Raw genomic sequence first — 19,709 nt, forward strand, 5'->3', positions numbered from 1 at the left:
GCGGTTGGGCATAGGTCCGGGGGTCCAGGGGGCGGAGCCGCCTGGTACCTCGGCTAGGCCAACCCGCGCCGCGCAACGGCAGGACCCCGATGCCCCGCGATCGCCCCGACCATCTCAAGCACCTGCCGCGTCTCGGCGACCTCATGCACCCGGTACACCTGCGCCCCCAGCCACGCGGACACCGCCGTGGTCGCCAACGTACCGATCACCCGCTCCTTCACCGGCCGATCCAACGTCTCCCCCACGAAGTCCTTGTTCGACAACGACACCAGCACCGGCCACCCCGTGGCGACCATCTCGCCCAGCCGCCGGGTCGCCTCCAGACTGTGCCGTGTGTTCTTCCCGAAGTCGTGCCCGGGATCGATCAAGATCGACTCCCTCGGCACGCCCAGCGCCAGCGCCCGCTCGGCCAGCCCGACCGTCACCTCCAGGATGTCGGCCATGACGTCGTCGTACTCCACCCGATGCGGCCGGGTCCGCGGCTCCGCGCCCCCCGCGTGCGTGCACACCAGCCCCACGCCGTACCGCGCGGCGACCTCGGCGAGCCCCGGATCCACGCCGCCCCACGCGTCGTTCAGCAGGTCCGCCCCGGCCTCGCACACGGCCGCCCCGACCTCGCCCCGCCACGTGTCGACGCTGATGATCACGTCCGGGAACCGCCGCCGCACCTCCGCGACGAAACCGACCGTCCGCCGGGCCTCCTCCTCGGCCGTGACCTCCTCGCCCGGCCCGGCCTTGACGCCGCCGATGTCGATGATCGCGGCTCCCTCGGCCACCGCCTGCTCCACGCGCGCGAGGGCGGGCTCGTCGCGGAAGGTCGCGCCCCGGTCGTAGAAGGAGTCCGGGGTCCGGTTCACGATCGCCATGATCACCGGCTCGTGCGGCCCGAATTCCCGCCTGCCCAGCCTGAGCATCCGCTGTGACCCTTCCTGATACGTCCCCGTCTTCCGCCGCCTGCGACCCTAACTGTCACCGTCGCATGGCACGATCGGAGCCTGACACCATCCGTGTCCGAAGACACCGACACATCCGACCGTGGGGGCTCCGCGATGGTTATGTTCCTGTTCCTGGTCGTCGCGCTCGCCGTCGTGGTCGCCGCGGTGACCCTCGCCGTGGTGGGCGGCGGCGAGAACGGCCCGTTGCCCGAGGCCGCCCCCGAGCGGCTGCGGGACCCGCTGCCCCCGGACCGACCGGTCGACCGTGCCGACGTGGAGAGCCTCCGCTTCCCGCTCGCCGCCCGCGGCTACCGCATGGCGGACGTGGACGACGCCCTCAGCCGCCTCGGCGCCGAGCTCGCCGAGCGTGACGCCCGCATCGCCGACCTGGAGTCGGCCCTGGCGGGCGCCCGGGCGGCCGGCGCCCACGGCCCGGTGTCCAGGGAGAGCCACGCCCCCGCGGAGAACCACGTGTCCATGGACAAGCCCGCCCCGCGCCAGGAGGACCGGCCGTGAGTGACGGCGCCGCCCTCGCCGGGCCGGACGGCGCGCTGCGCTGCCCCTGGGCCCTGTCCGCCCCGGAGTACGTGGCGTACCACGACGAGGAGTGGGGCCGCCCGGTCCACGGCGACGACGCGCTCTTCGAGCGCCTCAGCCTGGAGGCCTTCCAGTCGGGCCTGTCCTGGATCACGATCCTGCGCCGCCGCCCCGGCTTCCGCGCCGCCTTCGCCGACTTCAAGATCGCCTCGGTGGCCGCCTTCGCCGACGAGGACCGCGAGCGCCTCCTGGCCGACGCGGGAATCATCCGCAACCGCGCCAAGATCGACGCGACGCTCGCCAACGCGCGCGCCCTGGCCGAGTGGGCCCCGGGCGAACTGGACGAGCTGATCTGGTCGCACGCCCCCGAGCCGGGCACCCGCCCGGTCCCGAAGGCGCTCTCCGACGTCCCGGCCGTCACACCCGAGTCGACGGCCCTGTCCAAGGCGCTGAAGAAGCGGGGCCTGCGCTTCGTCGGCCCGACGACGGCGTACGCGCTGATGCAGGCCTGCGGACTGGTCGACGACCACCTCCAGGCCTGCGTCGCGCGTCGCACCTGATGCCGTCGCAGCAGGTCAGCGCCCCAAGTACCGGGGCTTCTCCTTGTTGACGAAGGCCTGCACCGCGATCGCGTGGTCCTCGGAGGAGCCCGCCCGGGTCTGGAGCTCGTCCTCCTTCTCCAGGGTCTCCTCCAGGGAGTGCGTCAGCCCGTAGGCCATCGACTCCTTCAGCGCCGCGTACGCCACCGTCGGCCCCCCGGCCAGCGCCCGCGCCACCTTCTCGGCCTCCGCGCGCAGCTCGCCGGCCGGCACCAGCCGGTTGGCGATGCCGAGCTCGTACGCCTCCTGCGCGCTGATGCTCCTCGGGAAGAGCAGCAGGTCGGCCGCCCGCCCGGGGCCGATCACACGCGGCAGCGTCCAGGAGATCCCCGAGTCGGCGGTCAGCGCCACCCCGGCGAACGAGGTGTTGAACGCGGCCGTGTCCGCCACGATCCGGTAGTCCGCCGCGAGCGCGAAGCCGAAGCCCGCCCCGGCCGCCACCCCGTTCACGGCGGCGACGACCGGCTTCGCGGCCTCGGTCAGCGTCCGCACGATCGGGTTGTAGTGCTCCCGCACCGTGCTCATGGTCTGCCCGGAACCGGTCTCCCGGTCCTCGGCCAGCAGCCCGATGTGCTCCTTGAGGTCCTGCCCGACGCAGAACGCCCGGTCACCGGCGGCGGTCAGCAGCACCGCCCGTACGGCGGTGTCGTCCGCCGCGGACCGGACCGCCTCCCGCAGGGCGACCTTGGCCGCCACGTTCAGCGCGTTCATCGCCTCCGGGCGGTTCAGCGTGATCGTCGCGAGTCCGTCGCTCACCTCGTAGAGCACGGTGTCGGCCATGGGGTATCCCCTCCGTGTCGCCGCTCGGGGACGTACCGGCCGGTACGTCCCGGGTCTGAGGACAGCATGACGGAGATCGCGGACGGGTGATCGGACCGGACATGTGACCTGCGTCAAAGAATTCTCGTCCGGATCCGTTCGGCGGAAGTGTGTGCGGTGGCGGAGTATCGCAGTCACATCGCCGAATTGAGTGGTTTTGCTCGCGTGCGTTGCCCAAGCGATGCCGACTGATGTTGGTCATCGGGTCCTGAGATGCGGGATAATGGCTTGGAAGCAATGTGTTCGATGCCGGTGTCGCGTGTCCTGCCTCAAGGACCGCACTGTGCCCTTCTTCAGGGGTCCGTCGGCCTTGACGATGAGCTGGGTTTCAGGAAGGGGAACGAGCATGGCGGCCATGAAGCCGCGGACGGGTGACGGCCCGCTCGAGGTGACCAAGGAGGGGCGGGGCATCGTCATGCGCGTTCCGCTCGAAGGCGGCGGTCGGCTCGTCGTCGAGCTGACCCCGGACGAGGCCGACGCCCTGGGCGATGCCCTCAAGAAGGTCGTCGGCTGACGCGCGAGCGACCATACCCTTTCAGCTGCCCCGGCATCACATGAGGTGCCGGGGCGGCTGTTTTCTCACCGATGTCTCTCGCCTGCCCCGGGTTCGGCCCGGCTAACGTGCTGCCCGGCTACCGTTTCACCGCGCACAGCAGCCCGTCGCCCACCGGCAGCAGGGACGGCACCAGCTCCTGGCTCTCGCGCACCGCGCGCAGCAGTTCCCGCAGTCGCAGCACCTCGGTGGGCTGCGGTCCGGAGTCCACCGTCCGGCCGTTCGCGAAGGCGCCCTCGAAGACGACGAGCCCGCCGGTGCGCAGCAGCCGCAACGATTCAGCGAGGTAGTCCATGACCTCCAGGCGATCGCCGTCGCAGAAGACGAGGTCGTAGCCGGCGTCCGCGAGGCGGGGCAGCACGTCCAGGGCGCGGCCCGGGATGAAACGGGCCCGGTTGCTGGCGAAGCCGGAGGCGCGGAAGGCCTGGCGGGCGAACTGCTGGTGCTCCGGCTCGGGATCCACGGTGGTCAGAACACCGTCCGGGCGCATACCGTGCAGGAGGTGGATGCCGGAGACACCGCAGCCGGTCCCGATCTCCGCGACGGCCTTGGCGTCGACGGAGGCGGCCAGCAACCGCAGCGCGGCGCCCGTGCCGGGCGACACCGAGCGCAGACCCGCCTCACGGGCCCGGTCGCGGGCCCAGCGCAGCGCGTCGTCCTCGGCGACATAGGCGTCGGCGAACGCCCAGCTCGTCTGCCGGTTGCCGGTAATGACCCTCTCCTGTCCCCGTGAATGCCTGGGCGTGACTGTATCCGTTGGGCCCGGGAACCCGCAGATGGGACCGGTCGTTTAAGGGGATGAGCGAGTGGCGCGGTTCGTGACGGGGGGCAGGCAGTGGATCGAGGCGCCGAGCAAGTGCCGACGCAGCAGTACGAGGCGTATCAGCCCAGATCAAATTCTCGTAAAACCGCTTATCCGGTCCTAACGGGCGAGGTGGCTATGGTAGGGGCTCCACTGGACACCACCAGAGCTGACAGGGGAGGTGCGGCCGCGCCTGTGGATAGGGGAGGAGTGCTCCGGCGCTTCTTCACATCGGCGGGCAGGCCGACATCCGTGAACGACACTGCTGACCACAGCCACGCCGCTGACTTCGCCCAGACCGCGACCTTCACCACCGACGCGGACGGGCAGGCGTGGACTCCGCCCACGTGGGAGGAGATCGTCAGCACGCACAGCGGCCGGGTCTACCGGCTCGCCTACCGCCTGACCGGCAACCAGCACGACGCCGAGGACCTCACGCAGGAGGTCTTCGTCCGTGTCTTCCGTTCCCTGTCGACGTACACGCCGGGCACCTTCGAGGGCTGGCTGCACCGCATCACCACGAACCTGTTCCTGGACATGGTCCGCCGCAAGCAGCGCATCCGCTTCGACGCGCTCGGCGAGGACGCGGCCGAGCGGCTGCCCAGCAAGGAGCCCTCGCCGCAGCAGGTCTTCAACGACGCGCACTTCGACGCGGACGTCCAGCAGGCCCTCGACACCCTCGCCCCCGAGTTCCGCGCCGCGGTCGTCCTGTGCGACATCGAGGGACTGTCGTACGAGGAGATCGCCGCGACCCTCGGCGTCAAGCTCGGCACGGTCCGGTCGCGCATCCACCGTGGCCGCTCCCAGCTGCGCAAGGCCCTCGCGCACCGCTCCCCGGAGGCGCGTGCCGAGCGCCGCTCCTTCGTGCCCCGTGTTCCCGCACTGGGAGGAGGGGGCGCGAGCGCGTGAGCGGATCACGGCCGAAAGCTTCCGAGGGACACCTCGCAGAGCAGCATCTGGGAGACCGACTCTCCGCCCTGGTCGACGGAGAGCTCGGTCATGACGCGCGCGAGCGCGTACTGGCGCATGTGGCCACCTGCCCGAAGTGCAAGGCGGAGGTGGACGCCCAGCGCCGGCTGAAGAACGTCTTCGCGGAGGCGGCCCCGCCGCCCCCCTCCGAGAGTTTCCTGGCCCGCCTGCAGGGACTACCCGCGGGCGGCGGCCCGGACGGTGATGCCACACCGCCGGGCGGGGCAGGGCTGCCCGGCGGACTGTCCGGACGGTTCGGATCGTCCGGGGCCTTCGGAGCGAAGCGCGGCGGCCGGTTCGAGTTCGGGTACGTCCCGGCCCGGCCGCACGCCCCCGTGCTGCCGTCCTCCGCGGGGAACCAGGGCCTCCCCCCGGGCGACCGCGGCCTGCCGTCCGAAGGCCGCGGCCTTCCGGCGGGCAGCCGGGGCTTCCGTATCCACGACGTCGGCCGGCACGAGCCCGAGAGATCCTCCTCGCGGCTGCGGTTCGCCTTCGCGGCTGCCGGAGCCGTGTCCCTGGCCGCGCTCGCGCTCGGCGGCGTCACCACCGGCGCCCCGACCGACACGGATGCCCGCGGCGGCTCCGGCACGGGGAGCAACGTGACACCGATGCGCACACAGGGCACGGGCGCCGCGGCTCAGCCCGAGTCCCAGCGGCGCCGCGGTACGGGGCCGCTGCTCGGGCAGGTGCACGGCCAGAGCGCGCTCGGCAGCACCCCGGTCGCCCCGACCGAGGTGTCCGCCCCCCTGCTGCCGGGTGTGCCGCATTCCGCCGTGGGGCAGCAGGCCGTCCACGCGCTGGCCGCGCCGGTGATGGCCGGTGCCGCCGCCATGTCCCCGCTGATAGGCCCGCTCCAGGCGGCCCCGCCGGCCGCCCTGAGCTCGTGGTCCACGGTGCCCGAGATCGCGGCCCCCCTGTTCGCCGTGCCCCTCCCGGACACGACCTCGTCCCCCTCTCCTCCCGGCTCCTCCCGAACGGCCCGCTGACCGGCCGCTGCGCGGCGGCGAGCGGACCTGATTGAATCCGGGGTGGCGCCCGCGGCCGAGGCGTGGCCGTGGCGCCGATTCGACGAACTGCGGCTACCGCCGTCGAGCCGTGCCGCGGCTGTGGGGAGAGCATGAACGAGGGGAAGCCCACGAAGGCCAAGTGGTGGAGCCGTCCTCGGCCGCAGGGCCTGTCGGGGGAGCCGGAGAGTGCGGGGCCGGCCCCGGGGGACTTGGCCGACACCGACGGCGACTTCGAGCTGGCGCGGCCCGCTGCGCGGCCGGCCGACGACGGTGGCGACTACGAGCTGAGGCGCCCCGAGCCGGTACCGGCCGACGGCGAGCCCGCCGGGGTGCCGGCGGGGATGCTCAAGGGCGCCGTGGACGGCGTTCCCGCCACGTCCGCCGTGCCGGCCCAGGGCGGACCTGCCGGGAGCGCGGTGGAGGCAGGGGAGGCCGCCTCCGCCGTGCCGGCCGACGGTGCCCCCAAGCCCCTGCACGATCCCGACCCGTACAGCACGCCGCCCTACGGCGAACCCGGACCCTGGGCGCCCGCGCCGCCGGTGCAGCACCCGGCGGCGACACCGGCGCACGGCGTGACGACGGCGGACCGGCCGGCCATGCCCGGCACGCCCGTTCCGCCGCCGCAGGGGACACCCGCGGCGCCTCCCGGCATCCCCGGGCCGGCCGCGCCCCTGCCGCCCCCCAGCGCCCCCACGCCGGTGCCCGCCGCGGCCGTCCACGCCGACGCGCGGCCCGCGGCCCCCGCCCCCGACCCCTGGCAGCGCTACGACCCCTGGGCGGCCCCCGTGGCCCCGGGCGGCCACGGCCCTCTCCAGCAGAACGGCGCCGGGGTGCCCAGCACGGAACAGCGGCGCCGGCGGGGCAGGAAGGCGCTGATCGGTGCCGCCATGCTGCTCGCGCTCGTGTCCGGGGGTGCCGGCGGCGTCGCAGGGACGTATCTGGAGAGGAACGGCGGCGTCGGGACCGTCGAGCTGCCGCAGTCCGGGAAGGAGCCCGCCGCGCGGGACGCGGACAGTGTGGCGGGGATCGCCGGACGGGCCCTGCCCAGCGTGGTCACGCTGCATGTGAGCGGCTCCGGCGAGCAGGGCACGGGCACCGGCTTCATGCTCGACACCCGAGGGCACATCCTCACCAACAACCACGTCGTGCAGTCCGCCGGATCCACCGGTGAGATCACGGTGACCTTCAACGGCGGGGAGACCGCCGAGGCCGAGCTCGTCGGCCGGGACAGCGGCTACGACCTCGCCGTCGTGAAGGTGAAGGGCGTGCGCGGGCTCACCCCGCTGCCCCTCGGCAACTCGGACAACGTGCAGGTCGGTGACCCGGTCGTGGCCATCGGCGCGCCCTTCGACCTGGCCGGCACCGTCACCTCCGGCATCATCAGCGCCAAGCAGCGGCCCATCACGGCGGGCGGCGAGAAGGGCGACGGCAGCGACGTGTCGTACGTCGACGCGCTCCAGACCGACGCGCCCATCAACCCGGGCAACTCCGGCGGTCCCCTGCTCGACGCCGAGGCCCGGGTCATCGGCATCAACTCCGCCATCCGGTCGGCGGACAGCGGCTCCGAGCTGGACAGCGGGCGGTCCGGCTCGATAGGCCTCGGCTTCGCCATACCCATCAACCAGGGCAAGCGTGTCGCCGAGGAACTGATCAACACCGGGAAGGCGACCCACCCGGTGATCGGCATCACTCTCGACATGGACTACACGGGCGACGGCGCCCGCGTCGCCGCCGAGGGCAGCGAGGGCGGACCCCCGGTGACCGTGGGCGGCCCGGGCGCCAAGGCCGGCATCAAGGCGGGCGACGTCATCACGGAGGTCGACGGGCAGCGCGTCCACTCCGGCGAGGAGCTGATCGTCAAGACCCGTGCCCACCGCCCCGGCGACCGCCTGGAGCTGACCGTGGAGCGCGCCGGCAAGGAGCGCCGGGTGTCGCTCGTCCTCGGGTCGTCCGGCGGCAGCTGAGTCGTGATGTCCGGGACGTACAGGGATGAAAGAGGCAAACATTCGGGAAAGCGCTCCCACTGCACGCACTCGGAGCGCTCGGGACAGTACCGGTCGGACAGGATCGCCGGGTACCGTGGATCCGGCCCGGACCGCGGCAAGACCCCCATGACCACTGAGGGCCGAGGACCGAGGACATCGCAAGGAGCTTCAGGTGTTCAATGACATAGGACCACTCGAGCTGGTGACGATCATCGTCCTTGCCGTGCTCGTTTTCGGTCCGGACAAGCTCCCCAAGGTCATCCAGGACGTGACGCGTACGATCCGGAAGATCCGTGAGTTCTCGGAGAGTGCCAAGCACGACATCCGGGAGGAACTGGGCCCGGAGTTCAAGGACTTCGAGTTCGAGGACCTCAACCCCAAGACGTTCATCCGCAAGCAGCTGGACAACGAGGACCTGGGGCTCAAGGAGATCCGCAACGGCTTCGACCTGAAGAAGGAGATGGCCGAGGTCACCGACGCCGTCCACAGCCGTGACTCCGACACGTCCTCCTCGTCGTCCTCCGGCTCGTCCGGCGGCATCGACATGACGAAGAAGCCCGAGCTCCCTGACCGGGACGACCGGCCGCCCTTCGACGCGGACGCCACCTGAGCGACACACCGGGGCGTACGCCCCGGCGCGTGACGCGTTTCATACTCCGGTCGGGCTGTGTAGGGCCTGAACGAGGCGCCCGTGCGGCCCACGCGCCGGGCGATTTCCCTGCTGCTCGCAGCGGTGTGGCTATGCTGCCGAGTTGATGGGCGGGCCGTACTGGACCAGCAACGCCGCCCGAAGGGGGGCGGGCCGTTCCGGCCCGACGAGAGCGAGGAGGCGTCCGGGCATATGGAGACGACGAGTCGGGCAGTCGCACAGGCGCCGGCCGCGGAGGGCGGACAACAGGTCCCCTCCGCCCGGCGTACGGTCGACGGCTACCTGCGCGCGCCCTTCCCGTGGTACGGCCTCGACGAGGCGTTCACGGGGCCGCGCTGGCTGATGCAGGTCGGTACGGCGGCCGACGGAGCCGTGGAACACGGGTCGATCGGGCACGGTGACGAGCCCTCGGTGCGCAACGAGCATGCCGCCGGTGGTGACCAGGAGGCCAAGGAGAAGTTCGTGGTCGTGGTGACCGTGGCGGCGAGTCCCTCACGGCGCAGTGCGGACGGCACGGGGTTGCTGGAGGCGACGTCGGTGTCCTCGGCGGCGTGGCTCGCGGGTGTGGGGCTGCTGTCCTTCACCTGGCCCGGGCAGATGGACCACTCCCTGCGGGACGACTGGCTGGATCAGCAGACGGAGACGGCGTGGGTGCTGGCGGATGACCTGGACGGCTCCGACTGGTCGACGCTGTCGCTGCCGGTGGACGGTGTGCCGACGGCGTTCCACTACCGGGAGTCGGAGTTCGGGTGGGTGCTGGCCGGGTCGACTTCGGCGGGTGTCCACGTGGGCGCGTACGGGCGTGGCATGAGTGCGTACGGTCTCGGCTTCGCCGTGGTCAAGGACATCGCCGCGTACGCGTGACGTGAGTGTGGGGCGCCGTGTGTTTTTCGGCGCCCCCTCGCCGTAGGGGCAGAACATTCCGGGGCGGCTACGGGTCGCATGTGGTTGCTCGCGCAGTTCCCCGCGCCCCTGGGTCAGTTCAGAACTTGTTCCTCGGAGTGATCCCCAGGGACAGGCCCGACAGGCCCCGCTGCCGGCCTCCCAGCTTGCCCGCGATCGCCCGCAGGGCCGAGCCCGCCGGGGAGTCCGGGTCCGTCAGGACCACCGGCTTGCCCTCGTCGCCGCCCTCGCGGAGGCGGACGTCGATGGGGATGTTGCCGAGGACCGGGACGTTCGTGCCGGTCGTGCGGGTCAGGCCGTCGGCGACCGCCTGGCCGCCGCCCGTGCCGAAGACGTCGACCATCTCGCCGCAGTGCGGGCAGGGCAGGCCGGACATGTTCTCGACCACACCGACGATCTTCTGGTGGGTCTGCACGGCGATGGAGCCGGCGCGCTCGGCGACCTCGGCGGCGGCCTGCTGCGGGGTCGTCACGACGAGGATCTCGGCGTTCGGGACCAGCTGGGCCACGGAGATCGCGATGTCACCGGTGCCGGGCGGCAGGTCCAGCAGGAGGACGTCCAGGTCGCCCCAGTACACGTCCGCCAGGAACTGCTGGAGGGCGCGGTGGAGCATCGGGCCGCGCCACACGACCGGGGCGTTGCCCGGCGTGAACATGCCGATGGAGATGACCTTCACGCCGTTCGCCGACGGCGGCATGATCATGTTCTCGACCTGGGTGGGCCGGCCGTCGGCGCCCAGCATGCGCGGCACGCTGTGACCGTAGATGTCGGCGTCGACGACACCGACCTTCAGGCCGTCGGCCGCCATCGCCGCCGCCAGGTTCACCGTCACCGAGGACTTGCCCACGCCGCCCTTGCCGGAGGCGACCGCGTAGACGCGGGTCAGGCTCCCCGGCTTGGCGAAGGGGACCTCGCGCTCGGTCTGGCCGCCGCGCAGGGCGGACGCCAGCTCGCGGCGCTGCTCGTCGCTCATCACGTCGAGCGTGACGTCGACTCGGGTGACGCCCTCCACGCCGGAGACCGCCTCGGTCACGCGCTGCGTGATCGTGTCCCGCATCGGGCAGCCCGAGACCGTCAGGTACACGGTGACCGCGACCGCCCCGTCCGCGCCGATCTCCACGGATTTGACCATCCCGAGTTCGGTGATGGGCTTGTGGATCTCGGGGTCGTTCACCGTCGCCAGTGCCTCGCGCACCGCGTCTTCCGTAGCCATAGGGTCGATGGTACGGCGCCGTACCGTTGCGTAGGAAAGGCTGTCAGCGGTCGTCTGCGTCACGTCCCGGTGACCGTTCCGCCGGGAATACGACCGAGCCGTGACGGTGGCCGTCGTGCCGCTCCTCCAGTTCCTTGACCACGTCCTGGAGTTCCGAGCGGATCCAGTCGCGGGTGGCGACCTCGCCCAGGCCGATGCGCAGGGCCGCGACCTCGCGGGTCAGGTACTCGGTGTCGGCGATCGACCGCTCGTTCTGCTTGCGGTCCTGCTCCAGATTGACCCGGTCGCGGTCGTCCTGCCGGTTCTGCGCGAGCAGGATCAGCGGGGCCGCGTAGGAGGCCTGGAGCGACAGCATCAGGGTCAGGAAGATGAACGGGTACTCGTCGAAGCGCAGGTCGCGCGGGGCGAGCGTGTTCCAGGCCACCCACAGGATGATGGCGGCCGTCATCCAGACCAGGAACCGTCCGGTGCCGAGGAAGCGCGCGATGCGTTCCGAGAACCGTCCGAAGGCCTCCGGGTCGTACTCGGGCAGGATCCGGCGCCTGGGCACGCCCGGCTGGTCGAGGCGGGCGGTGCGCGGCCGGCCTGCGGCCGTGGAGCCGGCCGGCGTGCGCTCGCGCAGGGTCTCACGCTCAGGAACCATCGGTCGCCACCTCCTCCTCGTCCAGGTGGAACTCCGTCTCCCGCCAGTCCTCCGGGAGCATGTGGTCGAGGACGTCGTCCACGGTCACCGCACCCAGCAGGGAGCCGGACTCGTCGACCACGGGCGCCGCGACCATGTCGTACGTGGCGAAGAACCCGGCGATCGCGGGCAGGTCCGCGTCGGGGTCGAGCGGTTGCAGGTCGCTGTCCACGATCGAGCTGACCAGGGAGGGCGGTGGCTCGCGCAGCAGGCGCTGGAAGTGGACCGTGCCGAGGTACTTGCCGGTCGGCGTCTCGTCCGGTGGCCGGCAGACGTAGATCTGGGCGGCCAGGGCGGGGGAGAGGTCCGGGTTGCGCACGCGGGCGAGGGCGTCGGCGACGGTGGCGTCGGGGCGCAGCACGATCGGCTCGGTGGTCATCAGACCGCCCGCCGTGCGGTCCTCGTACGACATCAGGCGCCGCATGTCGGCCGCGTCGCCGGGCTGCATCAGGCTCAGCAGCCGTTCCTGCTCGTCCTTCGGCAGCTCGCCCAGCAGGTCGGCCGCGTCGTCGGGGTCCATGGCCTCCAGGACGTCGGCGGCGCGCTCCTCCTTCAGCTTGCCGAGGATCTCGATCTGGTCGTCCTCCGGGAGCTCCTCCAGGACGTCGGCCAGCCGGTCGTCGTCGAGGGCGGCGGCCACCTCGGCCCGGCGCTTGGGGGAGAGGTGGTGCAGGACGTTGGCCAGGTCGGCGGGGCGCAGCTGCTCGAACGTGGCGAGCAGGTTCTCGGCGCCCTGCCCCTGCTCCTCCAGCGAGAAGCCGGTGACGGCGGTCCACTCGACGGTGAGCGCCTCGCCCTTGGCGCGCCGGAAGGCAGTGCCCTTCCGGCCCTTGCGGACGAAGACCCGGTCGATTTCCCACTCCCGGCGGGCGGGCAGCTGATGCACCGACAGGTCGAGGACGGTGACCTCCTCGCCGGTCTCGGTGAGCGTGACGCGCCGGTCCAGCAGCTCCCCGAAGACCAGCCGCTCGGTGGGCCGCTGCTCGAAGCGCCGGACGTTGAGCACACCGGTGGTGATGATCTGCCCGGACTGGATGGCGGTGACCCGGGTCATCGGCAGGAAGATGCGGCGGCGGGTGGCGAGTTCGACGACGAGGCCGAGCAGCCTCGGGGGCCGCTGCGCCATCCGCAGCATGACGACCAGATCGCGGACACGCCCCACCTGGTCGCCGGCGGGGTCGAAGACGGCGACACCGGAGAGGTGCGATACGAAGATCCGGGGGGCGCCCGCTGCCATGGCCGCGGCTCCTTTTCGTGCGGGGTGGTTCGTGGTCCCTGTTCGTGTGCCTGTCTTTGTCGCTGTGTCTTCCGAATTGCCCGCTCGGGTGGGCTTCAGGCTAGCCCGTCCCGATCGGGGGCGCGTCGGCGGGCGGTCCGGACGGACTGGCTCCGACCTGCCCGCACGTGCCCGGTACCCTGCGGTACGCCGATCAGGTCTCCCGTCAGAGAGGCAGCCCCACCTGTGACTCCGATTCGCCAGGGCCGCAACCACAGTGCCGCACTCGCGAGCGCGATGTGCGCACTGGCCGTGACCGGAACGGTGCTCACGGGCTGCGCGGAGGATCCGAACGAGGGCACCAACGGGGTCGGCAGACTGTCCGCCGAGAAGATCCAGGCCAAGACCCGTTCGGTCGCCGAGTCCGCCGGGGCGGTCCGGGTGCACGGGAACGTCGTCAGCGGCGAGCGCACCTACGCGCTCGACATGCGGCTGAAGGACGACGGCGGCGAAGGCTCGGTCACCTCCGAGGGGGCGACCTTCCGGCTGCTGCGCGTCGGCGAGCATCTCTTCCTCAAGGCCGACGCGGAGTTCTGGAGTCATGGCGCGGGCCAGGGCGGGGACGGCGAGGGCGATGCCGCCGCGGCGTCCAAGCTCGGCGGCAAGTTCGTGAAGGTGCCGCAGGGCGACCCTTCGTACAAGAAGTTCAGCGGTTTCACGGACAAGGGAGTCCTCCTCGACGGTCTGCTGACCCTGCACGGCAAGCTCGCGACGGACGGCCACGACGAGCAGGCGGGCATCCGCACCATCCGCATCTCGGGCGACAAGGGCTCCGGCGGCACTCTGGAGGTATCCCTGGAGGGCAAGCCGTATCCGCTGCGCCTGGAGCGGGCCGGTGGGGCGGGTACCCTCACGTTCTCCGCCTGGGGGCAGGACTTCTCCCTGAGGGAGCCGGAGAAGAACGAGACGGTGGACTACGGCAGGCAGCTGCCGGCTTCGTAGGCCGTCACTTACGTTTGCGCTTCTTCAGCAGCAGGCGGGGCAGACCTGCCGGGATCGGCCGGCGGGTGATCGCCGGGGTCGGCAGCGGCGGCTCGGACAGGGAGTCGTCGGGCAGCGGCGCCGTCGTCCCGGTCGGCTCCAGGCGCAGCACCCGGCACTCGCGGGCCCAGCGGTCGGTCATGGCCTCGCCGTCGGGCGCGTTCAGCCGCTTGCCCTTGAGCTCGGCGACCGCCGCGTCCCACGCCTCGGAGCCCGGTGCGAGCTGGGTGACCCGGGCCGTCCAGGAGACCAGGCGGCCCCCCTTGTCCTTGCTGCGGACCGTCACCCGGGCCTCGGACCCGTCGGGCAGGCCCGGCAGCGGCTGTTCGCCGGGGCCGTCGCCGACCAGGCACGCGGCACCCTCGTGCCACACGTGCCACAGGGCGCGCGCCGGGCCGTCGGGGCCCTGGACCCAGACGAGGCCGGACTTCTTCGTGGCCTCCTCGACGAGGGCCTGGCCGAGCAGCTCGCTTGTCATGGCCCCCAGCCTATCCACGCCGTTCACAGCCAGCCGTTCCGCTTCAGCGTGCGGTGGATGCCCAGGCAGATGACCACGGTGATGCCCATGATCACCGGGTAGCCGTACCGCCAGTGCAGCTCCGGCATGTGGTCGAAGTTCATGCCGTACACCCCGCACACCATCGTCGGCACGGCGATGATGGCGGCCCATGAGGTGATCTTCCGCATGTCCTCGTTCTGCGCCACGGACGCCTGCGCGAGGTTGGCCTGGAGGATGGAGTTGAGCAGCTCGTCGAAGCCGAGCACCTGCTCCTGCACGCGGGCCAGGTGGTCGGCGACATCCCGGAAGTACTTCTGGATGTCCGGGTCGATCAGCCGCATCGGCCGCTCGCTCAGCAGCTGCATGGGCCGCAGCAGCGGCGACACGGCCCGCTTGAACTCCAGCACCTCGCGCTTGAGTTGGTAGATCCGTCCGGCGTCCGAGCCGCGCGGCGAGCCCTTGCGCCCCGGGGAGAACACCTCGGTCTCGACCTCGTCGATGTCGTCCTGCACGGCGTCGGCGACCGCGATGTAACCGTCGACGACGTGGTCGGCGATGGCGTGCAGCACGGCCGAGGGGCCCTTGGACAGCAGCTCGGGGTCGTCCTGGAGACGGTGCCGCAGCGCCCGCAGGGAGCCCTGACCGCCGTGCCGGACGGTGATGAAGAAGTCCCGTCCGGTGAAGCACATGACCTCACCCGTCTCGACGACCTCGCTGTTGGCGTCGAACTGGTCGTGCTCCACGTAGTGGATGGTCTTGAACACCGTGAAGAGGGAGTCGTCGTAGCGCTCCAGCTTGGGCCGCTGGTGGGCCTGGACGGCGTCCTCCACGGCCAGCGGGTGCAGCCCGAACTCGCCGGCGATGCCGGAGAATTCGGCCTCGGTCGGCTCGTGCAGGCCGATCCACACGAAGCCGCCGTCGCGGCGCGCCAGGCGCACCGCCTCGTGCGGGGTCAGCGGGGTCTCGGTCTCGACGCGGCGGCCGTCCCGGTAGACGGCGCAGTCGACGACGGCGGAGGACGTCGCGGGGCTGCGGGTGGCGTCGTACGTCGCACCGTCCTTGCGCAGCGACACGCGGGACGGACGGACGACGGCGCGCAGGTCGCGGATCATCGACATGGCGGGCTCCTTCGCGACAGGCAACGAAAGGCGCAGCACCCGACAGGTGGAACTACCCGGAATGAGGACGTTGGGACCGATGATGTTTGGCACGTCCACAAAGCGGGGAGCACCGCACCGTCGCGGTGGCGAGTCTCGTTACTGATTCAGCTTCTGAGGCAGATCAGGTAAAGCGAAACGAAGCGCTCTTCCGCGGTGAGGCGAGTGCGAGAGGTGGCGACCAGCCAGAGCCAGAACAGCTACGTCAGCGGCGGGAAGAGCGTGGTGCTACTGCACGGTCGACTTCGGTCCATTGCAGTCCCACCTCCTCCGGCCGGTCCCTCGTAAGGGAGTTCCTTCGGCGTCGGGGCTTGATCGCGACGCTTCTGCGTGCTGCCCCGAACCACCGGGCAAGAGTATCAGTCGCCCGGCGTGTCAAGGCGCTTGTTTGCCCGCTACTGACGAGTTCTATGCTCGCCGCATGGCAATTGTTCTTCCTCTGGTCGAAGCCCGGTTGCGTACCGCGCTGGGCGAACCGGACGCGCGCGCCGCGGTCACCTTCCTGGGCACGGACCGTATCGAGGTGCTCCGCTTCCAGGAGGGGGACCTCGTCCGCTACACCACGCTCGGTATGTCCGAGCACCCCATGACGGACCCCACGTCGGTGGTCGCCGACCCGGTCAAGGGCCCCCGCGCCGAGCTGGTCCTGTCGGTGCGTGCCGGGCTGGCCGACACCGACAAGGTGCTCCGCCCGCTCGCCGTACTCGCCGCGTCTCCGCAGGTGGAGGGGCTGGTCGTGGCTCCGGGAGCCTCCCTCGACGTCGGCGGACCGCTGTGGCCCGGCGCTCCCTTCACCTCGGTCCTGGTCGCCGAGCCGGGCGGCCTGGTCGAGGACCTCGAGCTCGACGAGCCCCTCGACCCGGTGCGGTTCCTGCCGCTGCTGCCGATGACCCCTAACGAGGCCGCCTGGAAGCGCGTGCACGGCGCTCAGGCGCTCCAGGAGCGGTGGCTGAACCAGGGGACGGACCTCCGGGATCCGTCCCGGAAGTCCGTCCCGCTGGAGTGAGGAAGCTCACCAACCCTTGGCCGTAAAGCGTCAGTTGGCGAAGACGGCGACACCGTCCTCGGTCGCGTGCTTCGGCTCCAGCTCCTGGGCTTCGTGAGTGAGGGCCTTCCGCCGTACGGCGACCACGAGCGCACCCACGACCGCGGTGACCGCCGCCACGACGAACGGGATGTGGATGTCGGTCCACTCCTCGATCTTCGGCGCGAAGTAGGGAGCGGCCGCCGCCGCGAACCAGCGCACGAAGTTGTAGCCCGCGCTCGCCACCGGCCGGGGCGCGTCCGAGACGCCGAGGGCCAGCTCGGTGTAGACGGTGTTGTTCACGCCGATGAAGGCGCCGGACAGGATCGTGCAGACCACGGCGGTCGTGTGGTCGCCGTAGCCGAGCACGAGCACGTCGGCCGCGAGCAGCACCAGTGAACCGCCGAGCACCTTCAGCGAGCCGAACCGCTTCTGGAGCCGGGGCGCCACGATCACCGAGAACACGGCGAGCAGCACACCCCAGGCGAAGAACACCGCCCCCGACCGGTACGGGCTCATGTTCAGCACGAACGGCGTGAAGGCCAGCACGGTGAAGAACGTGTAGTTGTAGAAGAACGCCGAGACCGCCGCCGAGGCGAGGCCGCCGTGGCCCAGTGCCTTGACCGGGTCCAGGAGCGAGGTCTTGCGGGCCGGCTTGGGCTGCTCCTTCAGGAACACGGCGATGCACAGGAAGCCGACCGCCATCAGGAACGCCGTCCCGAAGAACGGGTAGCGCCAGCTCGCGTCCCCGAGCAGGGCGCCCAGCAGCGGACCGCACGCCATTCCGAGGCCGAGGGCCGACTCGTACAGCAGGATCGCCGCCGCGCTGCCGCCGGCGGCCGCGCCGACGATGACCGCGAGGGCCGTCGAGACGAACAGCGCGTTGCCGAGACCCCAGCCGGCCCGGAACCCGACCAGTTCGCCGACGGATCCGGAGGTGCCCGAGAGCCCGGCGAACACCACGACGAACGCGAGGCCGAGCAGCAGGGTCTTCCGGCCGCCGATCCGGCTGGAGACGAAGCCGGTCACCAGCATCGCGACGGCGGTGATGAGGAAGTACGAGGTGAAGAGCAGGGAGACCTGGCTCGCCGTGGCGTGCAGGCCCTGGGCGATGGACGGCAGGATCGGGTCGACGAGTCCGATGCCCATGAAGGCGACGACCGACGCCCCGGCGGTCGCCCACACGGACTTGGGCTGCTTCAGGAGGCCGCCCGCTCCGGCGTCGAAGGGGTCCATTGCTTGCTCCCTTTCCCGAACGGAAGTAGTTGGTATATACACACACTAAGTTAGTCAGGCTAATTAATGCAAGTTACATCTAGTGCGGGGGTGAAGGGTTCCGTCCGGTTGGGTGATCGTCCTTGACGCGACGGGGCGGGGGTAGGACCGTGGGGCCCTATGAGGGGCGAACCCAGTTGCCCGAAGTGCGGTGGCCGGGTCAGGGCTCCCGGCCTCTTCTCCGACTCGTGGCAGTGCGATGTGCACGGCACCGTCCATCCGGTGCAGCCCGTGATACCGCCCAGCGTCGACGCCCTCAACGTCGTGGTGCACCGCACCCACGTGCCGGTGTGGATGCCCTGGCCGCTGCCGGTCGGCTGGCTGTTCACGGGCGTGGCCTGCGCGGGGGACGACCGCACGGGCGGCCGCGCCACGGCCGTGGCCTGCACGGGGCCCGGCCCGCTCGGCGGGATGGGCGAGCTGATCCTGGTCGCGGAGGAGCTCGGCGTCGGACTCGGTGCGCGGTACGCGGGCATGGACGGTCCGGATCCGGGGCCGTACATCGACGTCGGGAAGCCGGCTCAGGCGAAGGTGCTGGCCGCGGGGCGTCCTACGCCGTTGTGGCATGTGTCCGGGGCGCCGGACGATCGTGCGGTTTTCGCCGGTGAGGCGCTCGGGATGTGGTTGTGGGCCGTCGTGTGGCCGGAGCAGTCCGGGTTGTTGATGTACGACGAGCTGGTGCTGGCGGATCTGCGGGAGGCGGGTGCCGAGGTGGAGTTGGTGCCCTGTGGGGCGCTGTCGCCGCGGTTGCTTCAGCCGTAGGGCCGTGTAGGGGGCGCTTCCGGGGTTCGGGTGTGACAGGGGACGTTGAAAGTCCGGTTATCCTTGAGCAGCCCTGTTCGTCCTGTCCGTGTCTGGAGTCCGCGTCGTGCGTATCGATCTGCACACCCACTCCACCGCTTCCGACGGTACGGACGCTCCCGCCGAGCTGGTGCGGAAGGCCGCCGCGGTCGGTCTGGACGTCGTCGCACTGACCGATCACGACACCACCCGTGGCCATGCCGAGGCGATCGCCGCGCTGCCCGAGGGGCTCACGCTGGTCACCGGAGCCGAGCTCTCCTGCCGGCTCGACGGCATCAGCATGCACATGCTGGCGTACCTCTTCGACGCCGAGGAGCCGGCGCTGCTCGCCGAGCGCGAGCTGGTCCGGGACGACCGGGTGCCCCGGGCGCGGGGCATGGTCGCCAAGCTTCAGGAGCTGGGCGTGCCCGTGACCTGGGAGCAGGTGGCGCGGATCGCCGGTGACGGGTCCGTCGGGCGTCCGCACGTGGCGACCGCGCTCGTCGAGCTGGGTGTCGTGCCGACCGTCAGCGACGCCTTCACCCAGGACTGGCTGGCCGACGGCGGCCGGGCCTTCGTGGAGAAGCACGAGACCGACCCGTTCGAGGCGATCCGGCTGATCAAGGGCGCGGGCGGGGTCGCGGTGTTCGCGCATCCCGGGGCGAGCAAGCGGGGACGTACGGTGCCGGAGGCCGCGATCGCCGAGATGGCCGCGGCCGGGCTCGACGGAGTCGAGGTCGACCACATGGACCACGACGCGGACACGCGTGCGCGGCTGCGGGGGCTGGCGAAGGAGCTGGGGCTCCTGATGACCGGGTCCAGCGACTATCACGGCAGCCGGAAGACGTGTGTGCTCGGGGAGTACACGACGGATCCCGAGGTGTACGGGGAGATCACGCGGCGGGCCTTCGGGGCGTTTCCCGTGCCGGGGGCTGGCGGGGTCTGAGGTTTCTGTCCTGTAGGTCCGTTGTCAGGCACCCGGCGCTGCTGGCTGTGCCCACCCGTTCCGCCGTGCGGAACGCCTGCCCACAGCGGTTGCGGTAGCGATACGTCGTTGCCCTGTC

General features: G+C 71.4%; 21 protein-coding genes. 12 read left to right on the forward strand and 9 right to left on the reverse strand.

The genetic code is table 11. The features are described from left to right. Positions 1-53: 53 nt before the first annotated feature. Positions 54-914: a dihydropteroate synthase gene (folP, locus tag CP976_RS28185; RefSeq protein ID WP_150482863.1), complete on the reverse strand. Its 861-nt coding sequence runs from the start codon at positions 912-914 to the stop codon at positions 54-56. A 135-nt stretch (positions 915-1,049) separates the two neighbouring features. Here folP and CP976_RS28190 point away from each other — a divergent pair, with 135 nt between their 5' ends. Together CP976_RS28190 and CP976_RS28195 are read left to right on the forward strand one after the other, a co-directional pair. After that, the gene (locus tag CP976_RS28190; protein ID WP_150482864.1) at positions 1,050-1,451 is read left to right on the forward strand and encodes a DivIVA domain-containing protein; all 402 of its coding nucleotides are present in this window, start codon (positions 1,050-1,052) and stop codon (positions 1,449-1,451) included. Then, complete coding sequence (locus tag CP976_RS28195; RefSeq protein ID WP_150482865.1) at positions 1,448-2,032, forward strand: DNA-3-methyladenine glycosylase I; 585 nt, start codon at positions 1,448-1,450, stop codon at positions 2,030-2,032. Before CP976_RS28190 ends, CP976_RS28195 begins: the two co-directional genes overlap by 4 nt. Positions 2,033-2,047: 15 nt before the next feature. On the opposite strand, the gene chcB is transcribed toward CP976_RS28195, so the two are convergent. Further along, positions 2,048-2,851, reverse strand: a complete 804-nt coding sequence (gene chcB / locus CP976_RS28200; protein ID WP_150482866.1) for a 2-cyclohexenylcarbonyl CoA isomerase — start codon at positions 2,849-2,851, stop codon at positions 2,048-2,050. 385 nt (positions 2,852-3,236) lie between these two features. Between chcB and CP976_RS28205 the strand changes: the two genes are divergently transcribed. After that, entirely contained in the window at positions 3,237-3,404 is a 168-nt protein-coding gene (locus CP976_RS28205; RefSeq protein WP_003966491.1) for a DUF3117 domain-containing protein, read from the forward strand. Positions 3,405-3,522: 118 nt separating this feature from the next. On the opposite strand, the gene CP976_RS28210 is transcribed toward CP976_RS28205, so the two are convergent. Beyond that, positions 3,523-4,221 carry an O-methyltransferase gene (locus CP976_RS28210; protein ID WP_280117579.1) on the reverse strand — a complete coding sequence of 233 codons (699 nt, stop codon included), beginning with the start codon at positions 4,219-4,221 and terminating at the stop codon, positions 3,523-3,525. A gap of 162 nt (positions 4,222-4,383) precedes the next feature. On the opposite strand from CP976_RS28210, the gene sigE reads away from it, so the two are divergent. The 5 genes from sigE to CP976_RS28235 all read left to right on the forward strand — a co-directional run bounded on the left by sigE (position 4,384) and on the right by CP976_RS28235 (position 9,719). Continuing rightward, positions 4,384-5,154 carry an RNA polymerase sigma factor SigE gene (gene sigE / locus CP976_RS28215; RefSeq protein WP_229875547.1) on the forward strand — a complete coding sequence of 257 codons (771 nt, stop codon included), beginning with the start codon at positions 4,384-4,386 and terminating at the stop codon, positions 5,152-5,154. Between the two features lie 68 nt (positions 5,155-5,222). Continuing rightward, positions 5,223-6,200 carry an anti-sigma factor family protein gene (locus CP976_RS28220; protein ID WP_229875632.1) on the forward strand — a complete coding sequence of 326 codons (978 nt, stop codon included), beginning with the start codon at positions 5,223-5,225 and terminating at the stop codon, positions 6,198-6,200. Positions 6,201-6,331: 131 nt separating this feature from the next. Beyond that, positions 6,332-8,185 carry a trypsin-like peptidase domain-containing protein gene (locus tag CP976_RS28225; RefSeq protein ID WP_190146888.1) on the forward strand — a complete coding sequence of 618 codons (1,854 nt, stop codon included), beginning with the start codon at positions 6,332-6,334 and terminating at the stop codon, positions 8,183-8,185. Positions 8,186-8,378: 193 nt separating this feature from the next. Next, the gene (locus CP976_RS28230) at positions 8,379-8,816 is read left to right on the forward strand and encodes a sec-independent translocase (RefSeq protein ID WP_150482869.1); all 438 of its coding nucleotides are present in this window, start codon (positions 8,379-8,381) and stop codon (positions 8,814-8,816) included. 231 nt (positions 8,817-9,047) lie between these two features. Beyond that, entirely contained in the window at positions 9,048-9,719 is a 672-nt protein-coding gene (locus CP976_RS28235) for a hypothetical protein (RefSeq protein WP_190146889.1), read from the forward strand. Between the two features lie 118 nt (positions 9,720-9,837). Here the strand turns inward: CP976_RS28235 and CP976_RS28240 are convergent, their stop codons facing one another. The 3 genes from CP976_RS28240 to CP976_RS28250 are packed head-to-tail and all read right to left on the reverse strand — an operon-like array spanning position 9,838 to position 12,890. Beyond that, on the reverse strand, positions 9,838-10,971 hold the full coding sequence (locus tag CP976_RS28240; protein WP_020270839.1) for an Mrp/NBP35 family ATP-binding protein: 1,134 nt from the start codon (positions 10,969-10,971) through the stop codon (positions 9,838-9,840). A gap of 43 nt (positions 10,972-11,014) precedes the next feature. After that, a complete protein-coding gene (locus tag CP976_RS28245; RefSeq protein WP_150482870.1) occupies positions 11,015-11,614 on the reverse strand; it encodes a DUF1003 domain-containing protein in 600 nt (199 codons plus the stop codon). Continuing rightward, the gene (locus CP976_RS28250; RefSeq protein WP_150482871.1) at positions 11,604-12,890 is read right to left on the reverse strand and encodes a magnesium transporter MgtE N-terminal domain-containing protein; all 1,287 of its coding nucleotides are present in this window, start codon (positions 12,888-12,890) and stop codon (positions 11,604-11,606) included. Before CP976_RS28250 ends, CP976_RS28245 begins: the two co-directional genes overlap by 11 nt. A 225-nt stretch (positions 12,891-13,115) precedes the next feature. Here CP976_RS28250 and CP976_RS28255 point away from each other — a divergent pair, with 225 nt between their 5' ends. Then, complete coding sequence (locus tag CP976_RS28255; protein WP_150482872.1) at positions 13,116-13,871, forward strand: hypothetical protein; 756 nt, start codon at positions 13,116-13,118, stop codon at positions 13,869-13,871. 4 nt (positions 13,872-13,875) lie between these two features. Here the strand turns inward: CP976_RS28255 and CP976_RS28260 are convergent, their stop codons facing one another. Next, the gene (locus CP976_RS28260; protein WP_150482873.1) at positions 13,876-14,388 is read right to left on the reverse strand and encodes a hypothetical protein; all 513 of its coding nucleotides are present in this window, start codon (positions 14,386-14,388) and stop codon (positions 13,876-13,878) included. 23 nt (positions 14,389-14,411) lie between these two features. Next, entirely contained in the window at positions 14,412-15,527 is a 1,116-nt protein-coding gene (locus tag CP976_RS28265; protein ID WP_150482874.1) for a magnesium and cobalt transport protein CorA, read from the reverse strand. A 460-nt stretch (positions 15,528-15,987) separates the two neighbouring features. Here CP976_RS28265 and CP976_RS28270 point away from each other — a divergent pair, with 460 nt between their 5' ends. Continuing rightward, positions 15,988-16,572, forward strand: a complete 585-nt coding sequence (locus CP976_RS28270) for a suppressor of fused domain protein (RefSeq protein WP_150482875.1) — start codon at positions 15,988-15,990, stop codon at positions 16,570-16,572. Positions 16,573-16,602: 30 nt separating this feature from the next. On the opposite strand, the gene CP976_RS28275 is transcribed toward CP976_RS28270, so the two are convergent. Continuing rightward, positions 16,603-17,826 (reverse strand): MFS transporter, encoded by a 1,224-nt coding sequence (locus CP976_RS28275; protein ID WP_150482876.1) that lies wholly within the window; start codon positions 17,824-17,826, stop codon positions 16,603-16,605. Between the two features lie 159 nt (positions 17,827-17,985). On the opposite strand from CP976_RS28275, the gene CP976_RS28280 reads away from it, so the two are divergent. Together CP976_RS28280 and CP976_RS28285 are read left to right on the forward strand one after the other, a co-directional pair. Then, the gene (locus CP976_RS28280; protein ID WP_086847261.1) at positions 17,986-18,627 is read left to right on the forward strand and encodes a DUF6758 family protein; all 642 of its coding nucleotides are present in this window, start codon (positions 17,986-17,988) and stop codon (positions 18,625-18,627) included. Positions 18,628-18,733: 106 nt separating this feature from the next. Continuing rightward, a complete protein-coding gene (locus tag CP976_RS28285) occupies positions 18,734-19,591 on the forward strand; it encodes a PHP domain-containing protein (RefSeq protein WP_150482877.1) in 858 nt (285 codons plus the stop codon). Positions 19,592-19,709 lie beyond the last annotated feature (118 nt).

The organism is Streptomyces coeruleorubidus (assembly GCF_008705135.1).
Lineage (GTDB): Bacteria > Actinomycetota > Actinomycetes > Streptomycetales > Streptomycetaceae > Streptomyces > Streptomyces coeruleofuscus.